At 72.9% G+C, this 24,749-nt stretch carries 26 protein-coding genes; 17 read left to right on the forward strand and 9 right to left on the reverse strand.

All coding sequences use genetic code 11. The features are described 5' to 3' along the window. Window positions 1–82: 82 nt before the first annotated feature. The gene (locus IEZ00_RS09945) at window positions 83–727 is read right to left on the reverse strand and encodes a PadR family transcriptional regulator (RefSeq protein WP_189222891.1); all 645 of its coding nucleotides are present in this window, start codon (window positions 725–727) and stop codon (window positions 83–85) included. Between the two features lie 139 nt (window positions 728–866). Here IEZ00_RS09945 and rlmN point away from each other — a divergent pair, with 139 nt between their 5' ends. Next, window positions 867–1,973, forward strand: coding sequence for a dual-specificity RNA methyltransferase RlmN (gene rlmN / locus IEZ00_RS09950; RefSeq protein ID WP_189222892.1), 1,107 nt, complete (start codon window positions 867–869; stop codon window positions 1,971–1,973). Between the two features lie 119 nt (window positions 1,974–2,092). Here rlmN and IEZ00_RS09955 read toward each other — a convergent pair whose 3' ends face one another. Next, entirely contained in the window at window positions 2,093–2,479 is a 387-nt protein-coding gene (locus tag IEZ00_RS09955) for a hypothetical protein (protein WP_189222893.1), read from the reverse strand. A 199-nt stretch (window positions 2,480–2,678) separates the two neighbouring features. Between IEZ00_RS09955 and IEZ00_RS09960 the strand changes: the two genes are divergently transcribed. After that, window positions 2,679–2,918: a CopG family transcriptional regulator gene (locus tag IEZ00_RS09960; RefSeq protein WP_189222894.1), complete on the forward strand. Its 240-nt coding sequence runs from the start codon at window positions 2,679–2,681 to the stop codon at window positions 2,916–2,918. Further along, entirely contained in the window at window positions 2,912–3,256 is a 345-nt protein-coding gene (locus tag IEZ00_RS09965; protein WP_189222895.1) for a type II toxin-antitoxin system PemK/MazF family toxin, read from the forward strand. Before IEZ00_RS09960 ends, IEZ00_RS09965 begins: the two co-directional genes overlap by 7 nt. A 6-nt stretch (window positions 3,257–3,262) precedes the next feature. Here IEZ00_RS09965 and IEZ00_RS09970 read toward each other — a convergent pair whose 3' ends face one another. After that, window positions 3,263–3,787: a beta-class carbonic anhydrase gene (locus IEZ00_RS09970; protein WP_189222896.1), complete on the reverse strand. Its 525-nt coding sequence runs from the start codon at window positions 3,785–3,787 to the stop codon at window positions 3,263–3,265. 129 nt (window positions 3,788–3,916) lie between these two features. Continuing rightward, a complete protein-coding gene (locus tag IEZ00_RS09975) occupies window positions 3,917–4,198 on the reverse strand; it encodes a DUF2631 domain-containing protein (protein WP_189222897.1) in 282 nt (93 codons plus the stop codon). A 182-nt stretch (window positions 4,199–4,380) separates the two neighbouring features. Here IEZ00_RS09975 and IEZ00_RS09980 point away from each other — a divergent pair, with 182 nt between their 5' ends. From IEZ00_RS09980 to IEZ00_RS10005, 6 genes are read left to right on the forward strand one after another with little or no spacing between them, the layout of a single operon-like run. Next, a complete protein-coding gene (locus tag IEZ00_RS09980; RefSeq protein ID WP_189222898.1) occupies window positions 4,381–5,529 on the forward strand; it encodes an ABC transporter ATP-binding protein in 1,149 nt (382 codons plus the stop codon). Further along, the gene (locus IEZ00_RS09985; RefSeq protein ID WP_189222899.1) at window positions 5,522–6,670 is read left to right on the forward strand and encodes a polyamine ABC transporter substrate-binding protein; all 1,149 of its coding nucleotides are present in this window, start codon (window positions 5,522–5,524) and stop codon (window positions 6,668–6,670) included. Before IEZ00_RS09980 ends, IEZ00_RS09985 begins: the two co-directional genes overlap by 8 nt. Beyond that, window positions 6,670–7,518: an ABC transporter permease gene (locus IEZ00_RS09990; RefSeq protein WP_189222900.1), complete on the forward strand. Its 849-nt coding sequence runs from the start codon at window positions 6,670–6,672 to the stop codon at window positions 7,516–7,518. The genes IEZ00_RS09985 and IEZ00_RS09990 overlap by 1 nt, the downstream gene beginning before the upstream one ends. Continuing rightward, complete coding sequence (locus IEZ00_RS09995) at window positions 7,515–8,327, forward strand: ABC transporter permease (protein WP_189222901.1); 813 nt, start codon at window positions 7,515–7,517, stop codon at window positions 8,325–8,327. Before IEZ00_RS09990 ends, IEZ00_RS09995 begins: the two co-directional genes overlap by 4 nt. A gap of 40 nt (window positions 8,328–8,367) precedes the next feature. After that, window positions 8,368–9,990, forward strand: coding sequence for a sensor histidine kinase (locus IEZ00_RS10000; RefSeq protein ID WP_229795361.1), 1,623 nt, complete (start codon window positions 8,368–8,370; stop codon window positions 9,988–9,990). Window positions 9,991–9,992: 2 nt separating this feature from the next. Further along, window positions 9,993–10,643, forward strand: coding sequence for a response regulator (locus IEZ00_RS10005; protein ID WP_189223316.1), 651 nt, complete (start codon window positions 9,993–9,995; stop codon window positions 10,641–10,643). Window positions 10,644–10,707: 64 nt separating this feature from the next. On the opposite strand, the gene IEZ00_RS10010 is transcribed toward IEZ00_RS10005, so the two are convergent. Continuing rightward, the gene (locus IEZ00_RS10010; protein ID WP_189222903.1) at window positions 10,708–10,974 is read right to left on the reverse strand and encodes a GlsB/YeaQ/YmgE family stress response membrane protein; all 267 of its coding nucleotides are present in this window, start codon (window positions 10,972–10,974) and stop codon (window positions 10,708–10,710) included. A 158-nt stretch (window positions 10,975–11,132) separates the two neighbouring features. Between IEZ00_RS10010 and dxr the strand changes: the two genes are divergently transcribed. The 6 genes from dxr (at window position 11,133) to map (ending at window position 18,518) form a co-directional block, all read left to right on the forward strand. Next, a complete protein-coding gene (gene dxr, locus IEZ00_RS10015; protein WP_189222904.1) occupies window positions 11,133–12,353 on the forward strand; it encodes a 1-deoxy-D-xylulose-5-phosphate reductoisomerase in 1,221 nt (406 codons plus the stop codon). Between the two features lie 4 nt (window positions 12,354–12,357). Further along, complete coding sequence (locus tag IEZ00_RS10020; RefSeq protein ID WP_189222905.1) at window positions 12,358–13,554, forward strand: M50 family metallopeptidase; 1,197 nt, start codon at window positions 12,358–12,360, stop codon at window positions 13,552–13,554. Between the two features lie 13 nt (window positions 13,555–13,567). After that, on the forward strand, window positions 13,568–14,719 hold the full coding sequence (gene ispG, locus IEZ00_RS10025) for a flavodoxin-dependent (E)-4-hydroxy-3-methylbut-2-enyl-diphosphate synthase (protein ID WP_189222906.1): 1,152 nt from the start codon (window positions 13,568–13,570) through the stop codon (window positions 14,717–14,719). A gap of 49 nt (window positions 14,720–14,768) precedes the next feature. Further along, window positions 14,769–15,623, forward strand: a complete 855-nt coding sequence (locus tag IEZ00_RS10030; protein ID WP_189222907.1) for a GNAT family N-acetyltransferase — start codon at window positions 14,769–14,771, stop codon at window positions 15,621–15,623. 120 nt (window positions 15,624–15,743) lie between these two features. Further along, complete coding sequence (locus IEZ00_RS10035) at window positions 15,744–17,543, forward strand: penicillin-binding transpeptidase domain-containing protein (RefSeq protein ID WP_189222908.1); 1,800 nt, start codon at window positions 15,744–15,746, stop codon at window positions 17,541–17,543. 117 nt (window positions 17,544–17,660) lie between these two features. Continuing rightward, window positions 17,661–18,518: a type I methionyl aminopeptidase gene (map, locus tag IEZ00_RS10040; protein ID WP_189222909.1), complete on the forward strand. Its 858-nt coding sequence runs from the start codon at window positions 17,661–17,663 to the stop codon at window positions 18,516–18,518. On the opposite strand, the gene IEZ00_RS10045 is transcribed toward map, so the two are convergent. Beyond that, entirely contained in the window at window positions 18,505–19,203 is a 699-nt protein-coding gene (locus IEZ00_RS10045) for an alpha/beta fold hydrolase (protein ID WP_189222910.1), read from the reverse strand. The two genes, map and IEZ00_RS10045, sit on opposite strands and share 14 nt — an antisense overlap. Window positions 19,204–19,210: 7 nt before the next feature. Here IEZ00_RS10045 and IEZ00_RS10050 point away from each other — a divergent pair, with 7 nt between their 5' ends. After that, window positions 19,211–20,782, forward strand: coding sequence for a cobyric acid synthase (locus tag IEZ00_RS10050; protein ID WP_189222911.1), 1,572 nt, complete (start codon window positions 19,211–19,213; stop codon window positions 20,780–20,782). 376 nt (window positions 20,783–21,158) lie between these two features. Here IEZ00_RS10050 and IEZ00_RS10055 read toward each other — a convergent pair whose 3' ends face one another. Together IEZ00_RS10055 and IEZ00_RS10060 are read right to left on the reverse strand one after the other, a co-directional pair. Continuing rightward, on the reverse strand, window positions 21,159–22,085 hold the full coding sequence (locus IEZ00_RS10055) for a pentapeptide repeat-containing protein (protein WP_189222912.1): 927 nt from the start codon (window positions 22,083–22,085) through the stop codon (window positions 21,159–21,161). Window positions 22,086–22,095: 10 nt separating this feature from the next. Beyond that, window positions 22,096–22,989 (reverse strand): EamA family transporter, encoded by an 894-nt coding sequence (locus IEZ00_RS10060; protein WP_189222913.1) that lies wholly within the window; start codon window positions 22,987–22,989, stop codon window positions 22,096–22,098. Window positions 22,990–23,062: 73 nt separating this feature from the next. On the opposite strand from IEZ00_RS10060, the gene IEZ00_RS10065 reads away from it, so the two are divergent. Further along, entirely contained in the window at window positions 23,063–23,971 is a 909-nt protein-coding gene (locus tag IEZ00_RS10065; protein WP_189222914.1) for a LysR family transcriptional regulator, read from the forward strand. Window positions 23,972–24,001: 30 nt separating this feature from the next. Here the strand turns inward: IEZ00_RS10065 and IEZ00_RS10070 are convergent, their stop codons facing one another. Next, complete coding sequence (locus tag IEZ00_RS10070; protein WP_189222915.1) at window positions 24,002–24,673, reverse strand: FadR/GntR family transcriptional regulator; 672 nt, start codon at window positions 24,671–24,673, stop codon at window positions 24,002–24,004. Window positions 24,674–24,749: the final 76 nt, after the last annotated feature.

Here is a 24,749-nt window from a genome sequence, read left to right on the forward strand (position 1 = left end):
CGCGAATGCTCGGTTCGCGGTGTCTGGGTGTGGGGCTCGGGGGAGGGGTGGGGGCACCTCGGGGAGGTGCCCCCACCGGGGGTCACTCCAGGTCGTCTTCTTCGGCGTCCAGTTCGCCGAGGATGGCGTAGAGCTTGCGCCGGGTCTCGTTGAGGATCTCCACGGCCCGGTGCTGCTGGTCCCTGCTGCCCGCGCGGGCCACCTGCATCATCGCCGCGTTCAGCGTCATCGCGGCGGTGCGCAGCTTCGCGACGTGCTGGTCGAGCTCGTCGTTGACCTGCTGCCACGGCGGCGCGCCCGCCAGCTTGGCGGCCTCGGCCTGGCCCGTCCCGGTGAGGGTGAACAGCTTCTTGCCGCCGGGCTCCTCGCTGGCGGAGACCAGGCCCTCGTCGGCGAGCAGTTGCAGGGTCGGGTAGACCGAGCCGGGGCTGGGCCGCCACAGGCCGTCGGTGCGCTGGCCGATCTCCTGGATCATCTCGTAGCCGTGCATCGGCCGTTCGGCCAGCAGGGCCAGCAACGCCGCGCGGACGTTGCCCCGGCGCTGCCGCCCGCCGCCACGTCCCCCGCCCCGGCCGAAGGGGCCGGGAGGACCGGGCGGACCAGGGGGGACCAGCGGCGGGCCGAAACCGCCGAAACCACCGAAACCGCCGCCGAAGCCGCGGCGCGGGTCGCCCGAGCCGTGGTCGCGGTGGTGCCTGCGGGCGTGGTGCTCGTGGTGGAAGCGCATCTCGTGCTCCTTCGTCGTATCGGTATGACGCTATCGACGATATATCGGAAGCTATCGCGATGCAACGGCGATCCGTCTTGCCGAGGGTGAGCGAGCGCGCGGTCCCGCACCCCGCCGGGCGTGGGACACTGGAAGTGCTATGACTGCCCTCCCCCTCGTCTTCGACGCGCCCAAGCGCGGCCTGCCGCCGCGCCACCTCGCCGACCTCTCCGCCGACCAGCGTCGAGAGGCCGTGGCCGCGCTCGGTGAGAAGCCCTTCCGGGCCGCCCAGCTGTCGAACCACTACTTCTCCCGGCTGACCGTCGACCCCGACGCGATGACCGACATCCCCTCCGCCGCGCGCGAGCGCCTGGTGGCCGACCTCATGCCCCCGCTGTGGACCGAGGTCCGCAGCGTCGAGGCGGACGGCGGCACCACCCGCAAGACGCTGCTGCGCGCGCACGACGGCACGCTCGTGGAGAGCGTGCTGATGCGCTACCCGGACCGCGCCACGCTGTGCATCTCCAGCCAGGCGGGCTGCGGCATGGCGTGCCCGTTCTGCGCCACCGGGCAGGGCGGGCTGACCCGCAACCTGTCCACCGCGGAGATCGTCGACCAGGTCCGCCGCGGCGCCGCGGCGATGCGCGACGGGCTGCTGCCCGGCGGGCCGGGGCGGCTGTCGAACATCGTGTTCATGGGCATGGGCGAGCCGCTGGCCAACTACAAGCGCGTGGTCGAGGCGGTGCACCGGATCTGCGACCCGGCCCCGTCGGGCCTCGGCATCTCGCAGCGGTCGGTGACGGTGTCCACGGTCGGCCTGGTGCCCGCGATCCGCAAGCTGACCGAGGAGGGCCTGCACGTCCGGCTGGCGGTGTCGCTGCACACCCCGGACGACGAGCTGCGGGACACGCTGGTGCCGGTCAACACCCGGTGGAAGGTCTCCGAGGTGCTGGAGGCGGCTCGGGGCTACGCGGACAAGACCGGTCGGCGGGTGTCGATCGAGTACGCGCTGATCCGGGACGTCAACGACCAGGGGTGGCGGGCGGACCTGCTGGGCAAGACCCTGCGCAAGCACCTGGGGCAGCTGGTGCACGTGAACCTGATCCCGCTGAACCCGACTCCGGGCTCGAAGTGGGACGCCTCGCCGAAGCCGGTGGAGCGGGAGTTCGTGCGGCGGGTCAAGGAGCAGGGTGTCGAGTGCACCGTGCGGGACACCAGGGGGCAGGAGATCGCCGCGGCCTGCGGGCAGTTGGCGGCCGAGGGCTGACGCGGCGGGCGTGATTCGCGATGTCCTGAATCGGTGTGGAATCGCGAATTCGGCAGGGGGTCGGGCTTGTCACCAGGGTGCGGCCCCGTTGCAGGGACCGGGGCCGCACCGCGGCGGGATTACGAGCAGTACGACACCGGCCGGGTCTTGTGGAAGGTCACCTTGGTGACGGTGAAGTGCCGGGTGAAGTAGCCCCAGGGGCCGACGAAGCAGCCGTCGGTGTACTTCCGCACCGACCCGTCGGGCAGCGTCTCCTGGTATTCGACCAGCGCGTAGCGGCGGGTGCCGTTGTAGACCCGGAACGCGGTCGCGTCGCCGGTCCAGTCGGTGTCGGTGACCAGCGTCGGCCGCGCGTCCTCGCCGCCGGGGTTGACCCAGACGTCCCACAGGCAGAACTGCGTTTCCGGGCAGTTCCCCGCGGGTTCCGCCGAAGCGGCCGGAGTGAAAGCGGTGAGACTCGCAATTGCGGCGAGCAGGGTAGCGAGCACTCGGAACCTCAACCGCATTAAATGCCTCCTCCAGGGAAAGGTCGGACCATTCGACGCTAGCAGTGGCCCACAGGAGGTACAACTTTCAACTATCGAACAGGTCCATTCGGGCAGGTATGGCCTTGTCGACGCCCGAGCGGGCACGTCGAGCCCGCGTGGGGCGGCGCGTGGGCGCACGGTGCCCCACCTGCGGTAATACCGGGTTATACTCGGTTGCGTGAAGACCGCGATATCGGTACCTGACGAGACGTTCGCCCAGGTGGAGCGCAGTGCCAAGGGCCTGGGCCTGACCCGCTCCGAGTTCTACTCGCGCGCCGCGCGGTACTACCTGGAGCACCTGGAACAGCAGTCGCTGACCAACGAGATCAACGCGGCCCTGGAGTTGGTCGGCGACGACGACTCCGCCTCGTCGGCCGTCGGCGCGGGCAGGCAGGTGCTCGCGGACGACGAGTGGTGATCGAGCGGGGCAGCATCCACTGGGTCGACCTCGGTGAGCCGGAGGGCTCGCGACCCGCCAAACGCCGCCCGGTGCTCGTGGTGCAGGCCGACCCGTACAACGCCAGCCGCCTGGCCACGGTGCTCGTGGCGGTGCTCACCTCCAACACCAAGCTGGCCGCCGCGCCGGGCAACGTGTTCCTGCCGACCTCGGCCACGGGCCTGCCCAAGGACTCGGTGGCGAACGTGACCGCGCTGGTCACGGTGAACAAGACCGACCTCGCCGGACGGGCGGGCAAGGTGCCCCCGGCGCTGATGCGCGACGTGGACGCCGGGCTGCGTCGGGTGCTCGGGCTGTGACCGGGGCTACCGGACCTCGTTCAGCTTCCCCGTGGCCACGTCGAACACGAACCCCCGCACGGAGTCCTTCACCGGCACGAACGGGCTGTTGAGGATGCGCGCCACGGACTGCCGCACGTCCTCCTCCACGTCGCTGAACGCCTCGGCCGCCCACGGCGGCTTCACGCCCACCTCGTCCTGGATCGACCGCTTGAACTCGTCGTCGGTGAAGGTGAGCATCCCGCAGTCGGTGTGGTGGATCAGGATGATCTCGCGCGTGCCCAGCAGCCGCTGGCTGATCGCCAGCGAGCGGATCTCGTCCTCGGTCACCACGCCGCCCGCGTTGCGGATGACGTGGGCCTCGCCCTCGTTCAGCCCCAGCGCCCGGTAGACGTCCAGGCGCGCGTCCATGCACGCGACCACGGCCACGTGCTTGGACGGGGGCAGCGGCAGCGGGCCGGAGAACCGCGCGGCGTAGGCCGCGTTGTTGGCCAGCAGTTCGTCGGTGACGGACTCGCTGACGGACTCGGTGAAGGACTCGGTGACGGACATGGCTGCGGGTCCTCTCCTGCGGGGAGTTGGGCTCCCCGCCGAGCCAACTGGGCTCGGGACGGACCCGCAACGGCGTTCACCTGGTGGAACGCCGCTGAGCCGACCGGATGACAGCCGTTGCGCGCTGGGTCAGCGCTTGCGCCGCCACGGGGTGCGGTCGCGCACCTGGAGCCAGATCAGCCCGGCGGCCATGGCCACGCCGGTGCCGATCACCCAGATGTCCTCGGTGCGGCCGTGGTGGTTGCCGATCAGCAGGGCGAACACGGCCAGCGTCGACAGCCAGCCCGCGATCTTGATGCCCTTGGGGAAGGTGCCGTGCCAACCCCAGTCGGCCGACGGCTCGTCGTGCACGTCGACCGCCGAACGCCTGTCCAGCGCCGAACGCTTGTCCAGCTCAGAGGACGAAGACACAGCAGCACGACCTTCCTGCTCGATCACGTTCACCAGCGTGGCAATCGTCGCACACCGCCCCTGCGGGCGGGACGTGAGGTGCGCGGCACCACCGGCGGCGTTTACCCTCACCCAGCACGCGTTCGCGTCGCACCACGCCGCCCGGAACCCACGAGGTACCGCGCTGCCCGAAAGGCGACCAGTTGGACGGACACGGCTTCCGGCCTGCCGAGGAACAGACCCCCGACACCCACGCGCCGGTCGAGGTGGGCCTGCACGGGGTGACCAAGCGCTTCTCCGACCAGGTGGCGGTGGACGACATCACGCTCCAGGTCCACGAGGGCGAGTTCTTCTCGGTGTTGGGCCCCTCCGGCTGCGGCAAGACGACCCTGCTGCGCATGATCGCGGGCTTCGAGGACCCGACGGAGGGCCGGATCGAGCTCGACGGCGTCGACATGGTGGGCGTGCCGCCCTACCGGCGCGACGTCAACACCGTCTTCCAGTCGTACGCGCTGTTCCCGCACATGTCGGTGTGGGACAACGTCGCCTACGGCGTCAAGCGCAAGGGCGTGCGCGGCGCGCAGCTGAAGAAGGTCGTCGGCGAGCACCTGGAGCTGGTGCGGCTGTCCCAGTACGCCAAGCGCCGCCCCGCCCAGCTCTCCGGCGGGCAGCAGCAGCGCGTGGCCATCGCCCGCGCGCTGGCCGCGGGCCCGCAGCTGCTGCTGCTCGACGAGCCGCTGGGCGCGCTGGACGCGGTGCTGCGCAAGGAGTTGCAGATCGAGCTGATGCGCATCCAGCGCGAGGTGGGCACCACCTTCCTCTACGTCACCCACGACCAGGAGGAGGCGCTGGTGCTCTCCCACCGGATCGCGGTGATGAACGCGGGCAGGCTGGAGCAGGTCGGCTACCCGGAGGACGTCTACGAGCGGCCCGCGACCCGGTTCGTGGCCGGGTTCATCGGCACCTCCAACATCCTGGACGCGAAGGTCTCCGGCGTGCGGGGCCGCTGGGTGGAGCTGGAGGCGCCGGGGGTGGCGCGGCTGCGCGCCCCCGTGCAGCGCGAGGTCCGGCACGGGCAGCGGGTCGCGGCGACCGTGCGCCCGGAGAAGGTGCACCTGTACGACCTGGCCGAGGAGCCGCCGTCGGGCTGGTGCGCGCTGACCGGCACCGTGCGCGACGTGGTCTACACGGGCGTGTCCACGCAGTACGTGGTGGACGTGCCCGGTGGCGACGTGCTGGTCGCGTTCGTGCAGAACACCCGCCGCATCGACGACGCGGGCTCGCCGGGGCAACCCGTGCGGATGGCCTGGGACCCCGATTTCACCGTGCTGCTGGAGAACGCCGATGACTGACAACCTCCGGATCGCCCGGCTCTGGGACACCGACAGCGCTCGGGTGACCCGCCGGACGATGCTGCGCTCCACCGCGTTCTTCGCACTGGCCGCGACCGGCGCGTGCGGCGTGGGCTCCGCGCCCGACGGGACGGGCGCCGCCCCGTCGTCGGGGGCCAAGGCCACCAACGCGGTGGGCGAGCCCAAGCTGAACTTCTACAACTGGACCGACTACATCGCGCCGGACACGCTGTCGGGCTTCAAGGAAGCCAGCGGCATCGACGTCACCTACGACAACTTCAGCACCAACGACGAGATGGAGGCCAAGATCGCCTCCGGGGCCGCGGGCTACGACCTGGTGGTGCCCAGCGACAACTTCCTGCGCCGCTTCCTGCGCTCGGGTCTGCTCCAGCCGCTGGACCACGACCTGCTGCCGAACCTGAAGAACCTGGAGAAGCGGTTCACCGAGGCCGACTACGACCCCGGCAACCGGTACTCGGTGCCGTGGGCGTGGGGCACCACCGGCCTGGCCTACTCGAAGTCGCAGCTCGGCCAGGACGTCACCGGCTTGTCCGCCTACGACCTGGCCGCCGCGCAGGGCCGCAGCACGATCCTGGACGAGGCGCGCGACGCGCTGGCGCTGGGCCTGCTCAAGCTCGGCCACGACCCCAACACCACCGACGCCAAGCAGCTCGACGAGGCGGTGGCGGTGCTGCTGGAGCTGAAGAAGAAGATCGGGCAGATCACCTCGGACGTGATCGAGCCGCTGACCTCCGGGCAGGTGCCGCTGGCGCAGGCGTACTCCGGCGACGCCTTCCAGGCGGGCGACACCAACGAGGACATCGCCTACGCCATCCCGACCGAGGGCGGCCTGTCCTACGTGGACCTGCTGTGCGTGCCCAAGGACGCGCCGCACGCGGAGAACGCGCACCGGTTCATCGACTACGTGCTGCGGCCCGAGGTGGGCGCGGCGCTGGCCAACGCGATCCGGTACGGCAGCCCCAACGAGGCCGCCAAGCCGATGATCGACCGGGAGCTGCTGGACGACCCGCTGGTCTACCCCTCCGCCGACCAGCTGGCGAAGCTGCCGTTCACCAAGGACCTGGGCGCGGAGGCGGAGGCCCGCTACGCGGACGCCTGGACCAAGGTCAAGACGGGCTGATGGCGCGACGTCCACCCCGCTGGCTGGTCGCCACCGGCCTGCTCACCCCGACCGGCCTCTGGCTGGGCCTGTTCCTGCTGGCCCCGCTGGCGCTGGTGGTCCAGTTCAGCTTCGCCACCCGCGACACCGGGGTGGCGCGGGCGGTGCTGCCCTGGACCACCGACGCCTACGCCACCGCGCTGGACCCGGCGTTCCTGCCGATCTTCGGCCGGACCCTGGCCTACGCGGCGGTGACCACGGCGCTGTGCCTGCTGCTGGGCTTCCCGCTGGCCTGGTTCATCGCCAGGCACGCGGGCCGGTTCCGCACCGCGCTGCTGGCCGCCGTGCTGGTGCCGTTCTGGTCCAGCTACCTGGCGCGGGTCTACGCCTGGAAGGCGCTGCTGGACGGCGACGGCCTGGTCAACCGGCTGCTGGGCGCGGTCGGCCTGGACCGCGACGGCGGGTTCCTGCTCACCCACGGGGCGGTGGTGCTCGGCCTGACCTACGGGTTCCTGCCGTTCATGGTGCTGCCGCTGTACGTGGCCTGCGAGCGGTTCGACCACCGGCAGGTGGAGGCGTCCTACGACCTGGGCCACGGCCGGGTCTCGACGTTCCTGCGGGTGGTGCTGCCCGGTGTCGCGCCGGGCGTGCTGGCCGGGTCGCTGCTGGTGCTGGTGCCCGCGGCGGGCGACTTCGTCACGCCCAAGCTGCTCGGCGGGGTGGGCCAGTCCACCTTCGGCAGCGTGATCGACGACCAGTTCCGCGGCGGCAACAACTGGCCGCTGGGCTCGGCGATGGCGGTGCTGCTGCTGGTGCTCGTGGTGGTCGTGCTGGTGCTGCGCGGACGGCGCGGGGAGGACGTGCTGTGAGCCGCCGTCCCTGGGCGCTGGGCGCGGTCGCCGCGCTGGTGCTGGCGTTCCTCTACGCGCCGATCGGGTGGCTGGCCCTGGTCTCGTTCAACGACTCGCGGTCGCTGAGCCGCATCACCGGCCTGTCCACCCGCTGGTACGCGCGGCTGTTCGACGACGCGGAGGTGCTGGAGGCGCTGGGGCTGACGCTGCGGCTGGCGGGCACCAGCGCGGTGGTCGCCACCGCGATCGGCACACTGGCCGCGTTCGGGCTGCGCCGGGCCTTCCCCGGTCGCGGCGTGTGGACGGTGCTGCTCAGCGTGCCGCTGGTGGTGCCCGAGGTGGTGCTGGGCGTGGCGCTGCTGGGCTTCTGCGTGAAGCTGGCGGGCATCCCGCTGGGCTTCGGCGCGCTGCTGGCCGCGCACGTGGCGTTCTCGCTGAGCTTCGTGGTCGTGGTGGTGCGGGCGCGGGTGGCGGGCATGGACGCGCGGCTGGAGGAGGCCGCGGCCGACCTGGGCGCGAGCCCGCTGGTGGCGTTCCGCACGGTGACCTGGCCGCTGGTGGCCCCGGCGGTGGCGGCGGGGGCGGCGTTCGCGTTCCTGCTGTCCTTCGACGACGTGGTGACCTCCAGCTACCTGACCGGGGTCGGCTCGACCACGCTGCCGGTGTTCGTCTACGCGCAGGCGGGCAGGCGGGGCGTGTCGCCGGAGATCGTGGCGCTGTCGACGCTGATGGTGGCGGTCAGCGCGGCCCTGCTGCTGGTCGGCGTGCTGGTGGCGGCCTGGCGGGCGCGGGCGTCAACTTTCGTCGAACCGACTCGCGACCATTGAGCGCGGACAGCCGACCCACCGCCGGCTTACGTTGTCCGCTGTGAGCTCCGTCCCGCGCCGCCTGCGACTCCCGGACCCGAGGGAAGCGGTGCGGGGCTTCCTGCGCACCCACGCCGACCGGCTGCGCGCGCTGACCCGGTGGCGGGTCGGGCGCGAGCTGCTGGGCGCGGTGCTGATCGTGCTGCTGGACGGCTGGCCCGGCTGGCTGGAGGAGCACTCGGGCTGGGCGGCGGCCTGGTGGGGCGCGGTCTACCTGGGGCTGTACGAGCTGCGGCTGCTGTTCCCCGCCGTGGCCCTGCTGGTGGGCACGTGGCTGGTGTTCAGCGGCGACCACGGTGGCGTGGCGACGATCATCGTGCTGGCCTACGCGGCGGGCTACCGGATCGCCCCCTGGCAGCGGGCGCTGCTGACCGCCGTGGTCGCGCTGGCGCTGCACATCCTCGCCTGGGACGTGGGCTCGCCGGGCCTGAGCGGCCCGTTCGGCTCGTTCGTGATGCTGACCGTGTACGGGATGATGATCGCGCTGCCGTTCCTGGTGGGCCGGTACGCCGCGCAGCGCGCCGAGCTGGTCAGCACCATGCGCGAGCGCGAGGAGCGCCTGGTCAACGAGCGGCGCATGATCACCCGCCAGGCCCGGCTGCGCGAGCGCAACCGGATCGCCCAGGACATGCACGACAGCCTCGGGCACCGGCTCAGCCTGATCTCGGTGCACGCGGGCGCGCTGGCGATGGACAGCGGCCTGGACGAGCACCAGCGCGAGGCGGTGCGGGTGCTGCGCAGCACGGCGCTGAGCGCGATGGAGGAGCTGCGCGGGGTCATCGGCGTGCTGCGGCGCGACGTGGAGCCGGACGAGGACCCGGCCCGGCGCACCGTGGAGGCCATCGACGAGCTGGTGGAGGGCGCGCGGCGGGCCGGGGTGCGGGTGAGCCTGGTGCGCGGCGGCAAGCCGTGCCCGCTGCCCGCCAAGGTCAGCCACGCCGCGTACCGGATCGCCCAGGAGGGCCTGACCAACGCCAACAAGCACGCGCCCGGCGCGAGCGTGCGGGTGAGCGTGAAGTACGAGCCGGACGCGCTGGTGGTCGAGGTGCGCAACAACCCGCCGCGGGTGCGCAAGCCCGCCGGGTCCGGGTTCGGCCTGATCGGGCTGGGGGAGCGGGTCCGGTTGGCGGGCGGGCTGCTGCACGTGGGCGAGCTGCCCTCCGGGGGCTTCCGGATCGCCGCCGTGCTGCCCTACGAGGACACCGCCGCGGCCGACGACGAGCCCGTCGAAGAAGAAGAGGAGCAGCTCGCCGAGCCCGCGCGCCCCGCGCGCCGGTGGGCGGGCATCGGCTCGATGGTGCTGGCGGGCGCGGTGGTCCTGGTGGTGGTGGGCGGCTACGTGTGGGTCGGCACCCAGTCGGTGACCAGGGTGGTCAGCGCCGAGCTGTACGACTCGGTGCGGGTGGGCCAGCCCGAGGCCGAGGTGATGGCGCTGCTGCCCGGCGGCGCCGAGCCGCCGGTGGGGGAGCTGTCCAGCCAGGCCCCGCCCGAGCCGCCCGGCTCGCGCTGCGTCTACCTGGTGGCCGACGAGCAGAGCTACACCTCCGGCGGCCAGAAGGTCGTGCGGTTCTGCTTCGCGGACGGCAAGCTCGTGGAGAAGCACACCCACCTGCAGGAGACGTGAGCGTGATCAAGGTCCTCATCGCCGACGACGAGCCGCTGATGCGCGCGGGCATCAAGGCTCTCCTCGGCACCGCCGACGACATCGAGCTGGTCGCCGAGGTCGGTGACGGGCGGGAGGCGGTGCGCGTCGCGCTGGAGCGGCGGGTGGACGTGGCCGTGCTGGACATCCGGATGCCGAAGCTGGACGGCCTCGGCGCGGCCCGCGAGCTGCGCTCGGCGGCGCCGTCGGTGCGGGTGGTGGTGCTGACCACGTTCGGCGAGGACGACAACATCGTGCGCGCGCTGTCCGACGGGGCGGCGGGGTTCCTGCTCAAGGACTCCGCGCCGGAGGAGCTGCTGCGGGCGATCCGCGCGGTGCACGCGGGCGAGGCGTACCTGTCGCCGATGGTGACCAGCCGGGTGGTGGGCATGGTCGCCCAGGCGGGGCAGCCGCGCCGCCAGGAGGCCAGGCGCCAGGTCGAGGGGCTGACCGAGCGCGAGGTGGAGGTGCTGTCGCTGCTGGGCCTCGGCATGTCCAACGCCGACGTGGGACAGCGGCTGCACATGAGCGAGGCGACCGTGAAGACCTACGTCAGCAGGCTGCTGGCGAAGCTGGGGCTGACCAACCGGGTGCAGGCGGCGCTGCTGGCGCGGGACGCGGGACTGGCGGGCTGAGGGCGAAAGCGCGGGAGCCCCGCGCCGTCGTTGGCGCGGGGCTCCCTGGTCGGGCGGGGGCGCTTTAGACGTGCGCCCGCCTGCCCGTCACGAGCCGGTAGATGCCGAGCACGATGAGCGAGCCGAGGATGGCCAGCAACCAGGTGCTCAGGGAGAAGAACTCATCGACACCGGTGCCGAAGATGGCGCTGCCGATGAACCCGCCGAGAATGGCGCCGACGATGCCGAGGAGCATCGTGATGATGATGCCGCCGGGGTCCCGACCAGGCATGATGGCCTTGGCGATGGCACCCGCGATCAGGCCCAGGACAATCCAACCCAAGATGCCCACGGGGGCACTCCTTCCTGCCGGCCGCCGGCGGGCCGATCCGCCGGGGCGCTTGATCCAGGAGTGCCCAAGGCCGGGTGATCTCACGCGCTCGTTATGATTCCGTTATCCAAGTACCGCGCTGCGGGGCGGCCGGCTCGGGTCCGGAAGAATGGGCGGTGATGAGCACACCACGCACGGTCCTGGTCCTGGGCTCCACGGGGTCCATCGGCACCCAGGCGCTCGACGTCGTCTCCGCCAACCGCGACCGCTTCACCGTCGCGGGCCTCGCCGCGGGCGGCGGCGACCCGGCCGCGCTCGCCGCCCAGGTCGTCGAGCACGGCGTCAAGGCGGTCGCGATCGCCCGCGCCACCGCTGTCGAGGACCTCACCCTGGCCCTCTACGCCGAGGCGCAGAAGCGGGGCTACGCGCGCGGCGAGTTCGCGCTGCCCCGCATCCTGGCGGGCCCGGACGCCGTGGTGGAGCTGATCGACACCACCCCGGTGGACGTGGTGCTCAACGGCATGACCGGCTCGATCGGCCTGGAGCCGACGCTGCGCGCGCTGGCCACCGGCGCGACGCTGGCCCTGGCCAACAAGGAGTCGCTGGTCGCGGGCGGCCCCCTGGTGCTGCGCGCGGCCAAGCCCGGCCAGATCGTGCCGGTCGACTCCGAGCACTCCGCGCTGGCCCAGTGCCTGCGCGGCGGCACCGCCGACGAGGTCGCCAAGCTGGTGCTGACCGCCTCCGGCGGCCCCTTCCGCGGCCGCACCCGCGCCGAGCTGGCGGGCGTGACCGCGCGCGACGCGCTGGCCCACCCGACCTGGTCGATGGGCCCGGTCATCACGATCAACTCGGCCACCCTGGTCAACAAGGGCCTGGAGCTGATCGAGGCGCACCTGCTGTTCGGCGTGCCCTACGAGCGCGTCGACGTGGTCGTCCACCCGCAGTCGATCATCCACTCGATGGTGACCTTCACCGACGGCTCCACGCTGGCCCAGGCCAGCCCGCCGGACATGCGCCTGCCCATCGCGCTGGGCCTGGGCTGGCCCGACCGCGTCCCCGGCGCCGCCGCCGCGTGTAGCTTCGACATGGCGACCGCGTGGACGTTCGAGCCGCTGGACCACGAGACGTTTCCGGCGGTCCGGCTGGCCAGGCAGGCGGGCACCGCGGGCGGCTGCCTGCCCGCGATCTACAACGCGGCCAACGAGGAGGCCGTCGCGGTCTTCCTCGACGACGGCACGTCGTTCACCTCGCTGGTGGACACCGTCAGCCGGGTGCTGGACGAGGCGGGGGAGTGGGCCCGCGAGCCCGCCGACGTCGCCGAGGTGCTGGAGGCCGAGCGCTGGGCTCGGGCCAGGGCGCGGGAACTGGTCGCCACCGCGGTGCGATCGGGAAGGGACTGAGAAGGTGGCTTTCGTCTTCGGGATCGTGTTCTTCGCGCTCCTCATCGGCATCTCGATCGCGCTGCACGAGCTGGGCCACCTGGCCACCGCCAAGATGTTCGGGATGAAGGTGACCCGGTACTTCATCGGGTTCGGGCCCAGGATCTTCTCGTTCCGGCGCGGCGAGACCGAGTACGGCCTCAAGGCCATCCCGGCGGGCGGCTTCTGCGAGATCACCGGCATGACCGCGCTGGACGAGGTGGCGCCGCAGGACCAGCCCCGCGCGTTCTACCGGCAGGCCACCTGGAAGCGCGTGGTGGTGCTGTCCGCGGGCTCCATCACCCACTTCATCGTGGGCTTCGTCGTGCTCTACGGCATGGCCGCCACCATGGGCCTGCCCAACCTCAAGGACACCCCGCTGGTCAGCGAGGTCGCCCAGTGCGTGCCCGCCGACCCGCGCGCCCAGTGCGCCGCGGGCGACCCGGCCCCGGCCAGGGACGCGGGCTTCCGGCAGGGCGACCAGATCGTCGCCGTCGCGGGCACCGGCACCCCCACCTGGCGCGACGTGCTGGACAGGACCAGGGAGCGGTCCGGCCCGACCGAGTTCAAGGTGCTGCGCGACGATCAGGAGGTCACCCTCACCGTCGACGTGGCGCGGGTGGCCCGCGAGTTCGAGCGCCAGGACGGCAGCCGCTACACCCGGGAAGTCGGCGCGATCGGCATCGTCGGCACCCCGATCTTCCACTACAGCGCCCTGGGCGCCCTGGGCGGCGCGACCTCGTTCACCGGGACGATGTTCGCCAACACCTGGGAAGGGCTGATGAACTTCCCGGAGAAGATCCCGGCGGTGGTCAAGGCCATCGGCGGGGCCCCGCGCGACCTGGACACCCCGGTCAGCGTGGTCGGCGCGAGCATCATCGGCGGCGACGCGGCCGAGCAGGGCCTGTGGGAGCTGTTCTGGCTGATGCTGGCGGGGCTGAACTTCTTCATCGGTGTGTTCAACCTCCTGCCCCTGCTCCCGCTTGATGGTGGTCACATCGCCGTCAACCTGTACGAGCGGGTGCGAAACTGGGTGAGGAAGCTCCGCGGCAAGCCCGCCGGGGCTCCGGTGAACTACCTGCGGCTGCTGCCGCTGACCTACTTCGTGATCTTCGTCGGCGGCGCCATCACGCTGCTGACGGTCACCGCGGACATCGTCAACCCGATCAGGCTCGGCCAGTGAGAGGTGTTAGTGCATGAGTGACGGCGTGATGCTCGGTCTCCCGGCGATGCCGCCACCGGTGCTGTCCGAGCGGCGTCGGACCCGGCAGCTGATGGTGGGCTCGGTCGGCGTGGGCTCGGAGTTCCCGATCTCGGTGCAGTCGATGACCACGACCGTGACCGCGGACGTCAACGCGACGCTGCAGCAGATCGCGGAGCTGACCGCGGCGGGCTGCGACATCGTGCGGGTGGCCTGCCCGTCGCAGGACGACGCGGACGCGCTGGCCGCGATCGCGCGCAAGTCGCAGATCCCGGTGATCGCGGACATCCACTTCCAGCCCAAGTACGTCTTCGCGGCCATCGAGGCCGGGTGCGCGGCGGTGCGGGTCAACCCCGGCAACATCAAGAAGTTCGACGACAAGGTGCGCGAGATCGCCGCGGCGGCGCGCGACCACGGCACGCCCATCCGGATCGGGGTCAACGCCGGGTCGCTGGACCCGCGCCTGATGGCCAAGTACGGCAAGGCCACCCCGGAGGCGCTGGCGGAGTCGGCGCTGTGGGAGGCGTCGCTGTTCGCCGAGCACGACTTCCACGACCTGAAGATCTCGGTCAAGCACAACGACCCGGTGGTCATGGTGCGGGCCTACGAGATCCTGGCCGAGCAGTGCGACTACCCGCTGCACCTGGGCGTGACCGAGGCGGGGCCCGCGTTCCAGGGCACCATCAAGTCCGCGGTGGCCTTCGGCGCGCTGCTGCGGCAGGGCATCGGGGACACGATCCGGGTCTCGCTGTCGGCTCCTCCGGTGGAGGAGGTCAAGGTCGGCCAGCAGATCCTGCAGTCGCTGAACCTGCGGCCGAGGAAGCTGGAGATCGTGTCGTGCCCGTCGTGCGGGCGGGCCCAGGTGGACGTCTACACGCTGGCCGAGCAGGTCACCGCCGGTCTGGAGGGCATGGAGGTGCCCCTGCGGGTGGCGGTGATGGGCTGCGTGGTCAACGGGCCCGGCGAGGCGCGGGAGGCCGACCTGGGCGTGGCCTCGGGCAACGGCAAGGGCCAGATCTTCGTCAAGGGGCAGGTGATCAAGACCGTCCCCGAGCACCAGATCGTGGAGACGCTGATCGAGGAGGCCATGCGCATCGCCGAGGAGATGGGCGACGCGCCGGGCGAGCCGGTCGTCACCGTCGGCTGAGCGGGTGGTGGACGCGCGCGGTACCCGGTTCATCTGGCAGTCTTGACCCGTGCTGAGGTTGGCCGGAGCGAGGTTGCTCGACGAGCGGGACCTGCCGGAGGTCCTCGCCGCGCTGGCGGCCGACCCCGTGGCCACCTGCATGGTGGCCGCGCGGGTCGAGGCCGTCGGCCTCGACCCGTGGCGGCTGGGCGGCGAGGTCTGGGCCTACGACCACCGCTCGCTGCGCGGTGGCCGGGTGGACGCGCTGTGCTTCGCGGGGCCGAACCTGATCCCGCTGCGCGGCAACGCCTCGGCGCTGCGCGGGTTCGCCGACCGGGCCCGGCGGCGCGGCCGGATGTGCTCGTCGCTGGTCGGGCCCGCCGAGCAGGTGCTCGGCCTGTGGGAGGAGCTGGCCCCGGACTGGGGGCCCGCCCGCGAGGTGCGCGGCGACCAGCCGCTGATGGCGCTGGGCGGGGCCACCGCGATCCCGCCGGACCCGCTGGTGCGCCCGGTGCGGCCCGAGGAGCTGGACCGGTACCTGCCCGCGGCGGTCGCCATGTTCATCGAGGAGGTCGGGGTCGACCCGTGCGCCGACGACGGCGGGATCAGCTACCGGGCCAGGGTGGCGGAGCTGATCGCGAGCGGGCGGGCGTTCGCCCGGTTCGAGGGCGGCGAAGTGGTGTTCAAGGCCGAGATCGGCGCCATGTCCAAGCAGGTCGGGCAGATCCAGGGGGTCTGGGTGCGGCCGGACCGGCGCGGCCACGGGCTCGGGGCCGGCGGCACCGCGGCGGTGGCCGAGCGGCTGGTGCGCGGCCTGGGCCGCACCGCCAGCCTGTACGTGAACAGCTACAACGAGGCGGCCAAGGCCGTCTACCGGCGCATCGGCTTCACCCAGGTCGGCCAGTACGCCACCGTCCTGTTCTGACCCGCGAACCGGCGCTCGGGTAGTGGTCAGCGGCCCGCACGGACCTGTCGGGTAGTACTTGCGGGCGGGGGATGTCGACACGTCGTCCGGGGTGGCGGGGCCACGGGGCATACTGCGACGGTGATCCTTCGCAAGCTGGCGGGTCTGAGCTGCGCGCTGGTCCTGGTGGCCGGGTGCGGCCTGTTCTCATCGGGGCCGGGGCCGGACGAGGTGGCCAGGGACTTCCTCGCGCGCTGGAGCGGCGGTGACCTCGACGGCGCGGCGGCGCTGACCGACGACCCCGCCGCCGCCAAGGAGCTGCTGGCGAAGGTGCACGACGCGCTCAAGCCCGTGAAGGTCGCGCACTCGCTGGACCAGGTGCGCTCGGCGGGTGAGGACACCGCGGCGGGCGCCACCGCGAAGCTGGACTGGACCCTGGCGCACGACCGCTCCTGGAACTACCGGGCCGAGTTCGAGCTGCGCCGCGACGCCGAGGACTGGAAGGTGCGCTGGGCGCCCTCGGTGGTGCACCCGAAGCTGGCCGCCCAGCAGGGCATCGGCCTGACCGAGGTGCAGCCCGACCTGGCCCCGGTGCTGGACCGGGACGGCACCCCGCTGCTGGCCCCGGAACAGGTCGTGTCGGTCCTGCTGGACCGCAAGGAGGCCGGTGACCTCAACGCGGTGGCCACCGCGCTGGCCGGGGCGCTCAACCCCATCGACGAGTCGATCACCCCGCAGTCCATCGCCGAGGGCGCGGGGAAGGTGCCCGAGGGGCAGGTCTACCAGGTGGCCGCGCTGCGCGACGCGGACTACCAGTCGGTCAAGCCGCGCATCTACGAGCTGCCCGGCGTCCGCTTCACCACCCGGACCAGCCTGCTGGCCCCCTCGCGCGACTTCGGCTCGCAGGTGCTGCCCGCCGTGCGCAAGGCCGTGGAGGAGGAGGCCGCCGGCCTGGCGGGGCTGCGCGTCTACACCGTCAACGCGGCGGGCGGCGAGGTGGAGACCCTGCACGAGGAGCGGCCCCAACCGGCCGAGGCGGTGACCACGGCGCTGAGCCGGACCGCGCAGGCCGCCGCCGAGGACGCGCTGGAGCCGGTCCAGCAGCCCGCGATGCTGGTGGCGATCCAGCCCTCCAGCGGCGACGTGCTGGCCGTCGCCCAGAACGCCGCAGCCGACGCGCAGGGCGCGATCGCGCTGACCGGCAACTTCCCGCCCGGCTCCACGTTCAAGATCGTCACCGCCGCGGCGGCCATGGCGGCGGGCAAGGCGGGCGCGGACAGCCCGCTGCCCTGCCCCGGCAAGACCACCATCGACGGGCGGCGCGTCGTGCCCAACGACAAGGAGTTCGACAAGGGCACCATCCCGCTGCGCTCGGCGTTCGCGTTCTCCTGCAACACCACCTTCGCCCAGCTCGCCGCCGAGCTGCCCGCCGACGCGCTGACCAGCGCCGCGGACAGCTTCGGCCTCGGCGTCGACTTCGAGGTCCCGGCCATCACCACCATCACCGGCTCGGTGCCGCCCGCCACCGACGTGGTGGAGCGCGCCGAGGACGGATTCGGCCAGGGCAAGGTGCTGGCCAGCCCGTTCGGCATGGCGCTGGTCGCGGCCACCGCCGCCAGGGGGGCCATGCCCACGCCGAACCTGCTGCGCGGCCAGGAGACCAAGGTGGACCACCAACCCGCCGCGCCGCCGCCCGCGGTGCTGGAGCCGCTGCGCGCGATGATGCGCGAGGTGGTCGAGTACGGCACCGCCACGCAGCTGCGCGACCTGGGCGACGTGCGGGGCAAGACCGGCACGGCCCAGTTCGGCGACGGCACCAACTCGCACGGCTGGTTCGTCGGCTACCGGGGGGACGTGGCGTTCGCGACCCTGCTGCTGGGCACCAACGCCTCCACCCCCGCCGTGGACGCCACCGGCCGCTTCCTGCGCGCCCTGGGCTGACACCGGCAAGTACCACCCGACCCCCTCACCAGGGCAGCTCACTACTACCCGACCCGGCCGACGCCGAGTCCCCAGGGCGTTCGCGTCCCGATCGCGCCCCGCCGTAATGTGGTGGGCATGTCCGTTCGTGCCGTCCTCAAGCCAGGGGTGCTCTCCCCGCGTCGTCCGGTGCCCGCCGAGATCGAGCGGCCCGAGTACGTCGACCGCCCCGAGCCCAAGCGCAACACCGACCCCTGGGTGCAGCCGCCCGAGGTGATCGAGGCGATGCGGGTGGCGGGCAGGCTCGCCGCGCAGGCGCTGCAGGAGGCGGGCAAGGTCGTGGTCCCCGGCGTGACCACCGACGAGATCGACGCGGTCGTGCACGAGTTCCTCTGCGACAACGGCGCCTACCCGTCGACGCTGGGCTACCGCGGGTTCCCCAAGTCCTGCTGCACCTCGCTCAACGAGGTCATCTGCCACGGCATCCCGGACTCGACGGTGGTGCAGGACGGCGACATCGTCAACGTCGACGTGACCGCCTACATCGGCGGTGTGCACGGCGACACCAACGCCACCTTCATCGCCGGTGAGGCCAGCGAGGAGGTGCGCCTGCTGGTGGAGCGCACCCACGAGGCCACCATGCGGGCGATCAAGGCGGTCAAGCCGGGCAGGCAGCTCAACGTGGTGGGCCGGGTCATCGAGGCCTACGCCAAGCGGTTCGGCTACGGCGTGGTGCGCGACTTCACCGGCCACGGCATCGGCCGCACCTTCCACAGCGGCCTGGTCGTGCTGCACTACGACGCGCCGCACGTGCCCACGGTGATCGAGCCGGGCATGACCTTCACCATCGAGCCGATGATCACCCTGGGCGGCATCGAGCACGACATGTGGGACGACGGCTGGACGGTCACCACCAAGGACAAGAGCTGGACCGCCCAGTTCGAGCACACCCTGGTGGTCACCGACGACGGCGCGGAGATCCTCACCACCTGCTGATCAGCTCGGCCAGCGCCCGCGCCACCGGCTCGGGCGCGGTGGCCGGGGCCAGGTGGTCGGCGTCCAGCTCGACCACCGGCCACCCGCGCTCCCGCGCCGCGGCGGCCTCGGCCGCGTAGGCCGTGCTCAACCGCAGGTACGCCTCCCGGCCGGTCCACGCCACGGTCGGCCGGGGTTCCTTGATGAACGCCAGCGGCACCTCCGGGGCCTCGGCGGTGATCTCCTCGCGCAGCGCCGCGTCGGGCACGAGCCCGGCCAGCTCCTCCGGGGGCGACCACCGGTCCCAGCGCGGCATCAGCCCCTCCCGCGACAGGGACTTCAGCCGCGCCACCAGCTCCGGTGGCGCGTCGTCGCGCCAGCTGCGGCCCGGCGTGGGCAGTCCCGCGTCCAGGTAGACCAGGCCGCGCACCGGGGTCTCCAGCGCGTCGGCGAACGCGGGCAGCAGCGGTCCCGCCCCGCTGTGCCCGACCAGCACCAGCTCGCCCTCGACCGGCGAGTCCTCCAGCGCGTCGACGAACACCCCGATGATGCGCTGGTGCACCGGGGCCGCGTTGACGGTGACCCGCAGGTCCAGCAGCTGCACCGGGTGCCCCAGCGCGGTCAGCGCGTCGGCGAGCGGGCGCAGGCTCGCGGGCCCGAGGTAGGGGCTGTGCACCAGGACCGCGGTGGCGGGGACGTCGACCATGACGTGGATGATGTCAGCCGGAACCGACAACGAGGGGACTTCACCGAAGGTGAGCGGTGCGCTGCTGGTCGCCGGGACGACCTCCGACGCGGGCAAGAGCGTGCTGGCCGCGGGCCTGTGCCGCTGGTTGGCCCGCCAGGGCGTGCGGGTGGCGCCGTTCAAGGCGCAGAACATGTCCAACAACTCCGTGGTCACCGGTGACGGCGGCGAGATCGGCCGGGCGCAGGCGGTGCAGGCCGCGGCGTGCGGGCTGGCGCCGAGCGTGCGGTTCAACCCGGTGCTGCTCAAGCCGGGCGGGGACCGCAGCTCCCAGGTGGTGGTGCTGGGCCGCGCGGTGGGGGAGGTGTCCGCGCTGTCCTACCGCGCCCGCAAGGCCGAGCTGCTGCGGACCGTGCTGGCCACGCTGGAGGGGCTGCGCGCGGACTACGAGGCGGTGATCTGCGAGGGCGCGGGTTCGCCCGCCGAGATCAACCTGCGGGCCGACGACATCGCCAACATGGGTCTGGCCCGCGCGGCGGGCCTGCCGGTGCTGGTCGTCGGCGACATCGACCGGGGCGGGGTGCTCGCGCACCTGTTCGGCACCCTGGCCCTGCTCGACCCGGCCGACCAGGCGCTGGTCGCCGGGTTCGTGGTGAACAAGTTCCGCGGCGACCCGGCGCTGCTGGAGCCGGGGCTGCGCCAGTTGCGCGAGCTGACCGGCAGGCCGGTGCACGGGGTGCTGCCGTGGCGGGAGGAGCTGTGGCTGGACGCGGAGGACTCGCTGTCCTACACCGCCGACGGCGTGATCGGCAGGCCCGCCCCGCCGGTGGGCGGGCAGTGGCTGCGGGTGGCGGTGGTGCGGCTGCCGAGGATCTCCAACGCCACCGACGTCGAGGCGCTGGCGTGCGAGCCCGGCGTGTCGGTGCGGTTCGTCACCGAGCCCTCCCGGCTGGCCGACGCGGACCTGGTGGTGCTGCCCGGTTCCAAGGCCACGGTGCGGGATCTGGCGTGGCTGCGCCGCACCGGCCTGGCCGACGCGGTGCGCGCGCACCCCGGCCCGGTGCTGGGCATCTGCGGCGGGTTCCAGATGCTCGGCGCGCGCGTGCACGACGCGGTGGAGTCCGGCGCGGGTGAGGTGGCGGGCCTGGGCCTGCTCGACGTGGACGTGCGGTTCGAGCCGGACAAGACCCTGGACCGGCCGCGCGGCAGCGCGCTGGGCGAGCCGGTCACCGGGTACGAGATCCACCACGGCCGCGTGGTCCGCCGCGCCGACGACCTGGCCGGGCTGGTCACCCTGCCCGACGGCGCGCCGGAGGGCGCGCTGCGCGGCCGGGTGGCGGGCACCCACTGGCACGGCCTGCTGGAGAACGACGCCTTCCGGCGCGCGTTCCTGCGCTGGGCGGCGGCGCACGCGGGGCGCGACGGCTTCGAGCCCGCGCCGGACGTGGACTTCGCCGCCCGCCGGACGGCGCAGCTGGACCTGCTGGGCGACCTGGTCGCCGAGCACCTGGACACCGACGCGGTGTGGGGGTTGCTGGAGCGCGGTGCGCCGAGTGACCTCCGAGTGGTCCCACCCGCGGGAGCCCCGACCCTCGTGTGACCTCGACCGGTGGTGCGGTGCGCGCGACCGCCAAGTCGCGCGGGTTCACCGGTTGGCCGAGCCGTGACCGCACCGGGCCGCCGGGTCCTGCGCGCGGGCCGCGCCGACCGCCAAGTCGGAGCGGGTCACCTCGTTCGGACCGGTGGCCGCGCGGATCGCACGGCTGCCTGGGACAGGAGCACTCGGAAGTCCGCTGCGCGAGCGCTGGGCGCTTATGAGCGCGAGCGCTGGGCGCTTACGAGAACGCGTGGCAGCGGAGGGAGATGCGTATGTACGTCACCTGCCACCTCCGCTCGTCAAGCGCTCCTGTCGTCATGCTGTGAAAGTACCGGGACAGGGGGAGGGGATACCAACCCCCGAACGGGCTAGAGGCGTGTCACGAACGGTGCAACGACGCCCAGCCGGGCTCCTCGGGCCGCTCGGTCCAGCCGTCCGGCCACTTGCGACGCACGCCCGCGTCGGTGCGGGTGCGCGCGCCCGCGAGCGCCGCGGCGGTGTGCACGCCGAAGTCCGTCTCGCCCTCGAACCGCGCGCCCCGGAACGCCGCTTCCGGCAACCGCACCCGGCGGAAGTCGGCCAGCCCGTGGAAGCGGGCGTCCCGGAAGTCCGCGCCGCCGGTGAACTCGGTGCCGCGGAACGTGGCGGGCCCGACGAACGAGGTGCCCGCGAACGACGCGGAGCGCACCCGCGCGTGCGTCAGGGTCAGCTTGACCAGCGTGGCGTTGGACAGGTCCAGCGCGATGCCGTCCCAGAACGCCTCCGGCCGGTCCGGGCGCAGGTGGGCGGCCAGCAGCCCGGCGGCGGTCTGGCGGACCTCCAGCTCCTGCAGCTTGCCCGCGTCGCGGGGGGTCAGCCGCGCCCGGACCTCCGGTGGCGGGGTGAACGGCATCCGCAGGTAGGCGCACACCAGGTTGACGATGGTCTGCCGGTGCGCGGGGTTGCCCTGCGCCAGCCGCTCCAGCGCGTAGAGCCCGGCCAGCCGCACCGGGGCCTTGTCGCTGCCGAGCTGGTCGGCGGCCTTGCCGTAGAGCTCGGTGACGCGGCGCTCGGTGGCGTCGTGGTCCTTCTGCACCAGGTCGAGCTCGGTGGACCGCTGCTTGCGCGCGGCCAGCAGCAGCGCCGCCGCCCCGCCGGTGCCCAGCACGATGCTGGACGCGGTGCGCACGGCGTCCAGCCGCACGCCGTCCTGCGGATTGCCGGAGCCCGCGAACAGCCACAGCAGCACCACCGACGCCACGGCCAGGAGCACCAGGCCGACTCCCCACGCGACGATCGTCCGCGCGGACAGGACCCGGTGCTCCACGCCTCCCAGCTCAGCTCACGGGCACCGGTTGGTCAACCGGAGCGGGCTGGCGGGCTCGGATCACCGTAGCCGCGGCCATGCCCGCGACGATCAGCGCCGCCCCGGCCAGGCGGACCGGGGTCAGCGGCTCGTCCAGCAGCAGCCAGCCCGACAGCATCCCGGCCACCGGAACCAGCAGCGCGAACGGCACGACCGCGCCCGCGTCGTGCTCGCGCAGCAGGAAGCCCCACAGCCCGAAGCCCAGCAGCGTGGAGACCCAGGCGATGAACCCGATGGCGGCGACGTTGCCCACGTCCATCCCGCGCAGCGCGGCCAGGTCCGCCGCCGGGCCCTCGACCAGCAGCGACAGCGCGAACAGCGGCAGCGCGGCCACCGCGCTGACCCACACGATGAAGCTCAGCGCGTCCGGCGGCTGGGCGTAGCGGGTGACCACGTTGGACACGCCCCACGCCGCCGCGGCGGCGATCACCAGCAGCAGGGCCGAGATCGGGCTGCCCACGCCGTAGTCGACCGCGATCAGCACGACGCCCGCCGCCGCGACGGCCATGCCCGCCAGCTGCGCCGGGCGCGGTCGTTCGCGCAGCACCACCGCGGCGAACAGGATGGTGAAGAACACCTGGCTCTGCAGCACCAGCGACGACAGGCCGGCGGGCATCCCGGCGTCCATGCCGATGAACAGCAGGCCGAACTTGGCCACGCCGAGGAACAGCGCGACCGCCAGCACCCACCGCCAGGCCACCCTCGGCGGGCCGACGAAGAAGATCGCGGGCACCGCGGCGGCCAGGAACCGCAGCGCGGAGAACAGCAGCGGCGGGAAGTCCCGCAGCCCGACCTTGATGACGACGAAGTTGACCCCCCAGATGGTCGCGACGAGCACGGCCAGCGCGACGTGACGTGGTTTCACGCGGTCGAGTGTTGGCGGCACGATCGTTTAGCACTAGCGAAATGTGCTGAAGGGTTTCGTTTAGCATGGCTGAATGCTCGATCTCGCCAGGCTGCGCGCCCTGCACGCGGTCGCCACGCACGGGTCGGTCGGCGCCGCCGCCACCGCGCTGGGCTACACGCCGTCCGCGATCTCCCAGCAGATCGCCAAGCTGGAGCGGGAGACCGGCGCGACGCTGCTGGAGCGGCGCGGGCGCGGGGTCGTGCTCACCGACGCGGCGCACCTGCTGGCGAGCACCGCGGGCCAGGTGCTGGCGCTGGTGGAGCGGGCCGAGGTGGCGCTGGAGGAGCAGCGCGGCGAGGCGGTCGGCGAGCTGCGCGTCGGCGCCTTCGCCACCGCCGCCAGGGGCCTGCTGCCCGCCGTGCTGGTGCGGCTGGCCGCCGACCACCCGGCGCTGGACCTCCGGCTGGTGGAGCTCGACCCGCCGGACGGGCTGGGCGCGGTGGCCAGGGGCGAGCTGGACGTGGCCGTCACGCACGACTGGGTCAACGCGCCGCTGGCGGTGCCCGAGCAGGTGTCGCGGACGCGGCTGGGGGAGGACGTCGCCGACGTGCTGCTGCCGGTGGCGCACCCGCTGGCGGACCGGGCCTCGCTGGTGCCCGAGGACCTGGCCGGGGAGCGCTGGATCTGCCAGCCGGAGGGCACCATCTGCCACGACTGGCTGGTCAACACCTTCCGCGGCGCGGGCCACGAGCCGGACCTGGCCTACCGCGTGCTGGAGTACCAGACGCAGCTGGCGCTGCTGGCCCGCGGCGTGGGCGTGGCGCTGCTGCCCCGGCTGGGGCGCGGCGCGCTGCCGCCCGGCGTGCGGGCGGTGCCGTTCCTGCCCACGCCCACCCGCCGGGTGTTCGCCGTCTGGCGCACGCAGGCGGCGCGCAGGCCCGCGGTGTCGGCCACCGTCGCGGCGCTGCGCTCCTGCTGGGACGAGCGCGAGACCGCCTGAGGTCCGCCGGACCGCGAACACCCGGCGGGGTCAGTCGCGGTGCCGCTCCAGCAGCTCCTCCAGGAAACCGCTCGCCTCGATCGCGGCGCGCGCCGGGTCGCGGTCGCGGACCGCTTCGAGCAGCCCGGTGTGCGAGACCTGGTCGTCGTCGTGCTCGGTGCGCACGGTCGCGGTGATGCTGGCCCGCACCGCCTCGGTCAGGCCCTGGTACAGCTCGGCCAGCAGCGCGTTGTGCGAGCACTGCACGAGCAGGGCGTGGAAGGCCGCGTCCCGCTCCACCAGCCGCTCCCAGTCCTTGGCCGCCAGCGCGGCGTCCCGTTCCGCCAGCAGCGCCTCCAGCTTGAGCAGCTCCTCGTCGGTGCGGTTGGTCGCGGCCAGCCTGGCACCCTCGACCTCCAGCGTGCGGCGCACCTGGAGCACGTCCCGCAGTTCGCTCCCGCACAGCCTGCGCACCGCGCCCGACAGCTCGCTGGTCGCGCGCACGAACGTGCCGTCGCCCTGGCGCACCTCCAGCAGGCCCGCGTGCGAGAGGGCGCGCACCGCCTCCCGCACGGTGTTGCGGCCGACCCCCAGGGCGGTGACCAGCTCCGGTTCCGGCGGGATGCGCTGGCCGACCGGCCATTCACCGCTGGCGATCGCGCCTCTCATCTGGTCGATCACCTGGTCGACGAGCCCTGCCCGTCGAGTAGTGGCCAACGGCACAACGCCATCCTTTCATCCGAACATCCTATGTCTGCGACAGTAGTCCTGTGACGATCCAGCACACCCAGCCAGACCG

Source organism: Saccharothrix coeruleofusca (genome assembly GCF_014648515.1).
In the GTDB taxonomy this organism is placed as follows: Bacteria; Actinomycetota; Actinomycetes; order Mycobacteriales; family Pseudonocardiaceae; genus Actinosynnema; species Actinosynnema coeruleofuscum.

Bases quoted from the DNA above. Each gene is read 5' to 3' on its own strand.
- IEZ00_RS09945 (WP_189222891.1), bottom strand. From the start codon at position 727: ATGCGCTTCCACCACGAGCACCACGCCCGCAGGCACCACCGCGACCAC.
- rlmN (WP_189222892.1), top strand. From the start codon at position 867: ATGACTGCCCTCCCCCTCGTCTTCGACGCGCCCAAGCGCGGCCTGCCG.
- IEZ00_RS09955 (WP_189222893.1), bottom strand. From the start codon at position 2,479: ATGCGGTTGAGGTTCCGAGTGCTCGCTACCCTGCTCGCCGCAATTGCG.
- IEZ00_RS09970 (WP_189222896.1), bottom strand. From the start codon at position 3,787: ATGTCCGTCACCGAGTCCTTCACCGAGTCCGTCAGCGAGTCCGTCACC.
- IEZ00_RS09985 (WP_189222899.1), top strand. From the start codon at position 5,522: ATGACTGACAACCTCCGGATCGCCCGGCTCTGGGACACCGACAGCGCT.
- IEZ00_RS09990 (WP_189222900.1), top strand. From the start codon at position 6,670: ATGGCGCGACGTCCACCCCGCTGGCTGGTCGCCACCGGCCTGCTCACC.
- dxr (WP_189222904.1), top strand. From the start codon at position 11,133: ATGAGCACACCACGCACGGTCCTGGTCCTGGGCTCCACGGGGTCCATC.
- ispG (WP_189222906.1), top strand. From the start codon at position 13,568: ATGAGTGACGGCGTGATGCTCGGTCTCCCGGCGATGCCGCCACCGGTG.
- map (WP_189222909.1), top strand. From the start codon at position 17,661: ATGTCCGTTCGTGCCGTCCTCAAGCCAGGGGTGCTCTCCCCGCGTCGT.
- IEZ00_RS10045 (WP_189222910.1), bottom strand. From the start codon at position 19,203: ATGGTCGACGTCCCCGCCACCGCGGTCCTGGTGCACAGCCCCTACCTC.
- IEZ00_RS10050 (WP_189222911.1), top strand. From the start codon at position 19,211: ATGATGTCAGCCGGAACCGACAACGAGGGGACTTCACCGAAGGTGAGC.
- IEZ00_RS10065 (WP_189222914.1), top strand. From the start codon at position 23,063: ATGCTCGATCTCGCCAGGCTGCGCGCCCTGCACGCGGTCGCCACGCAC.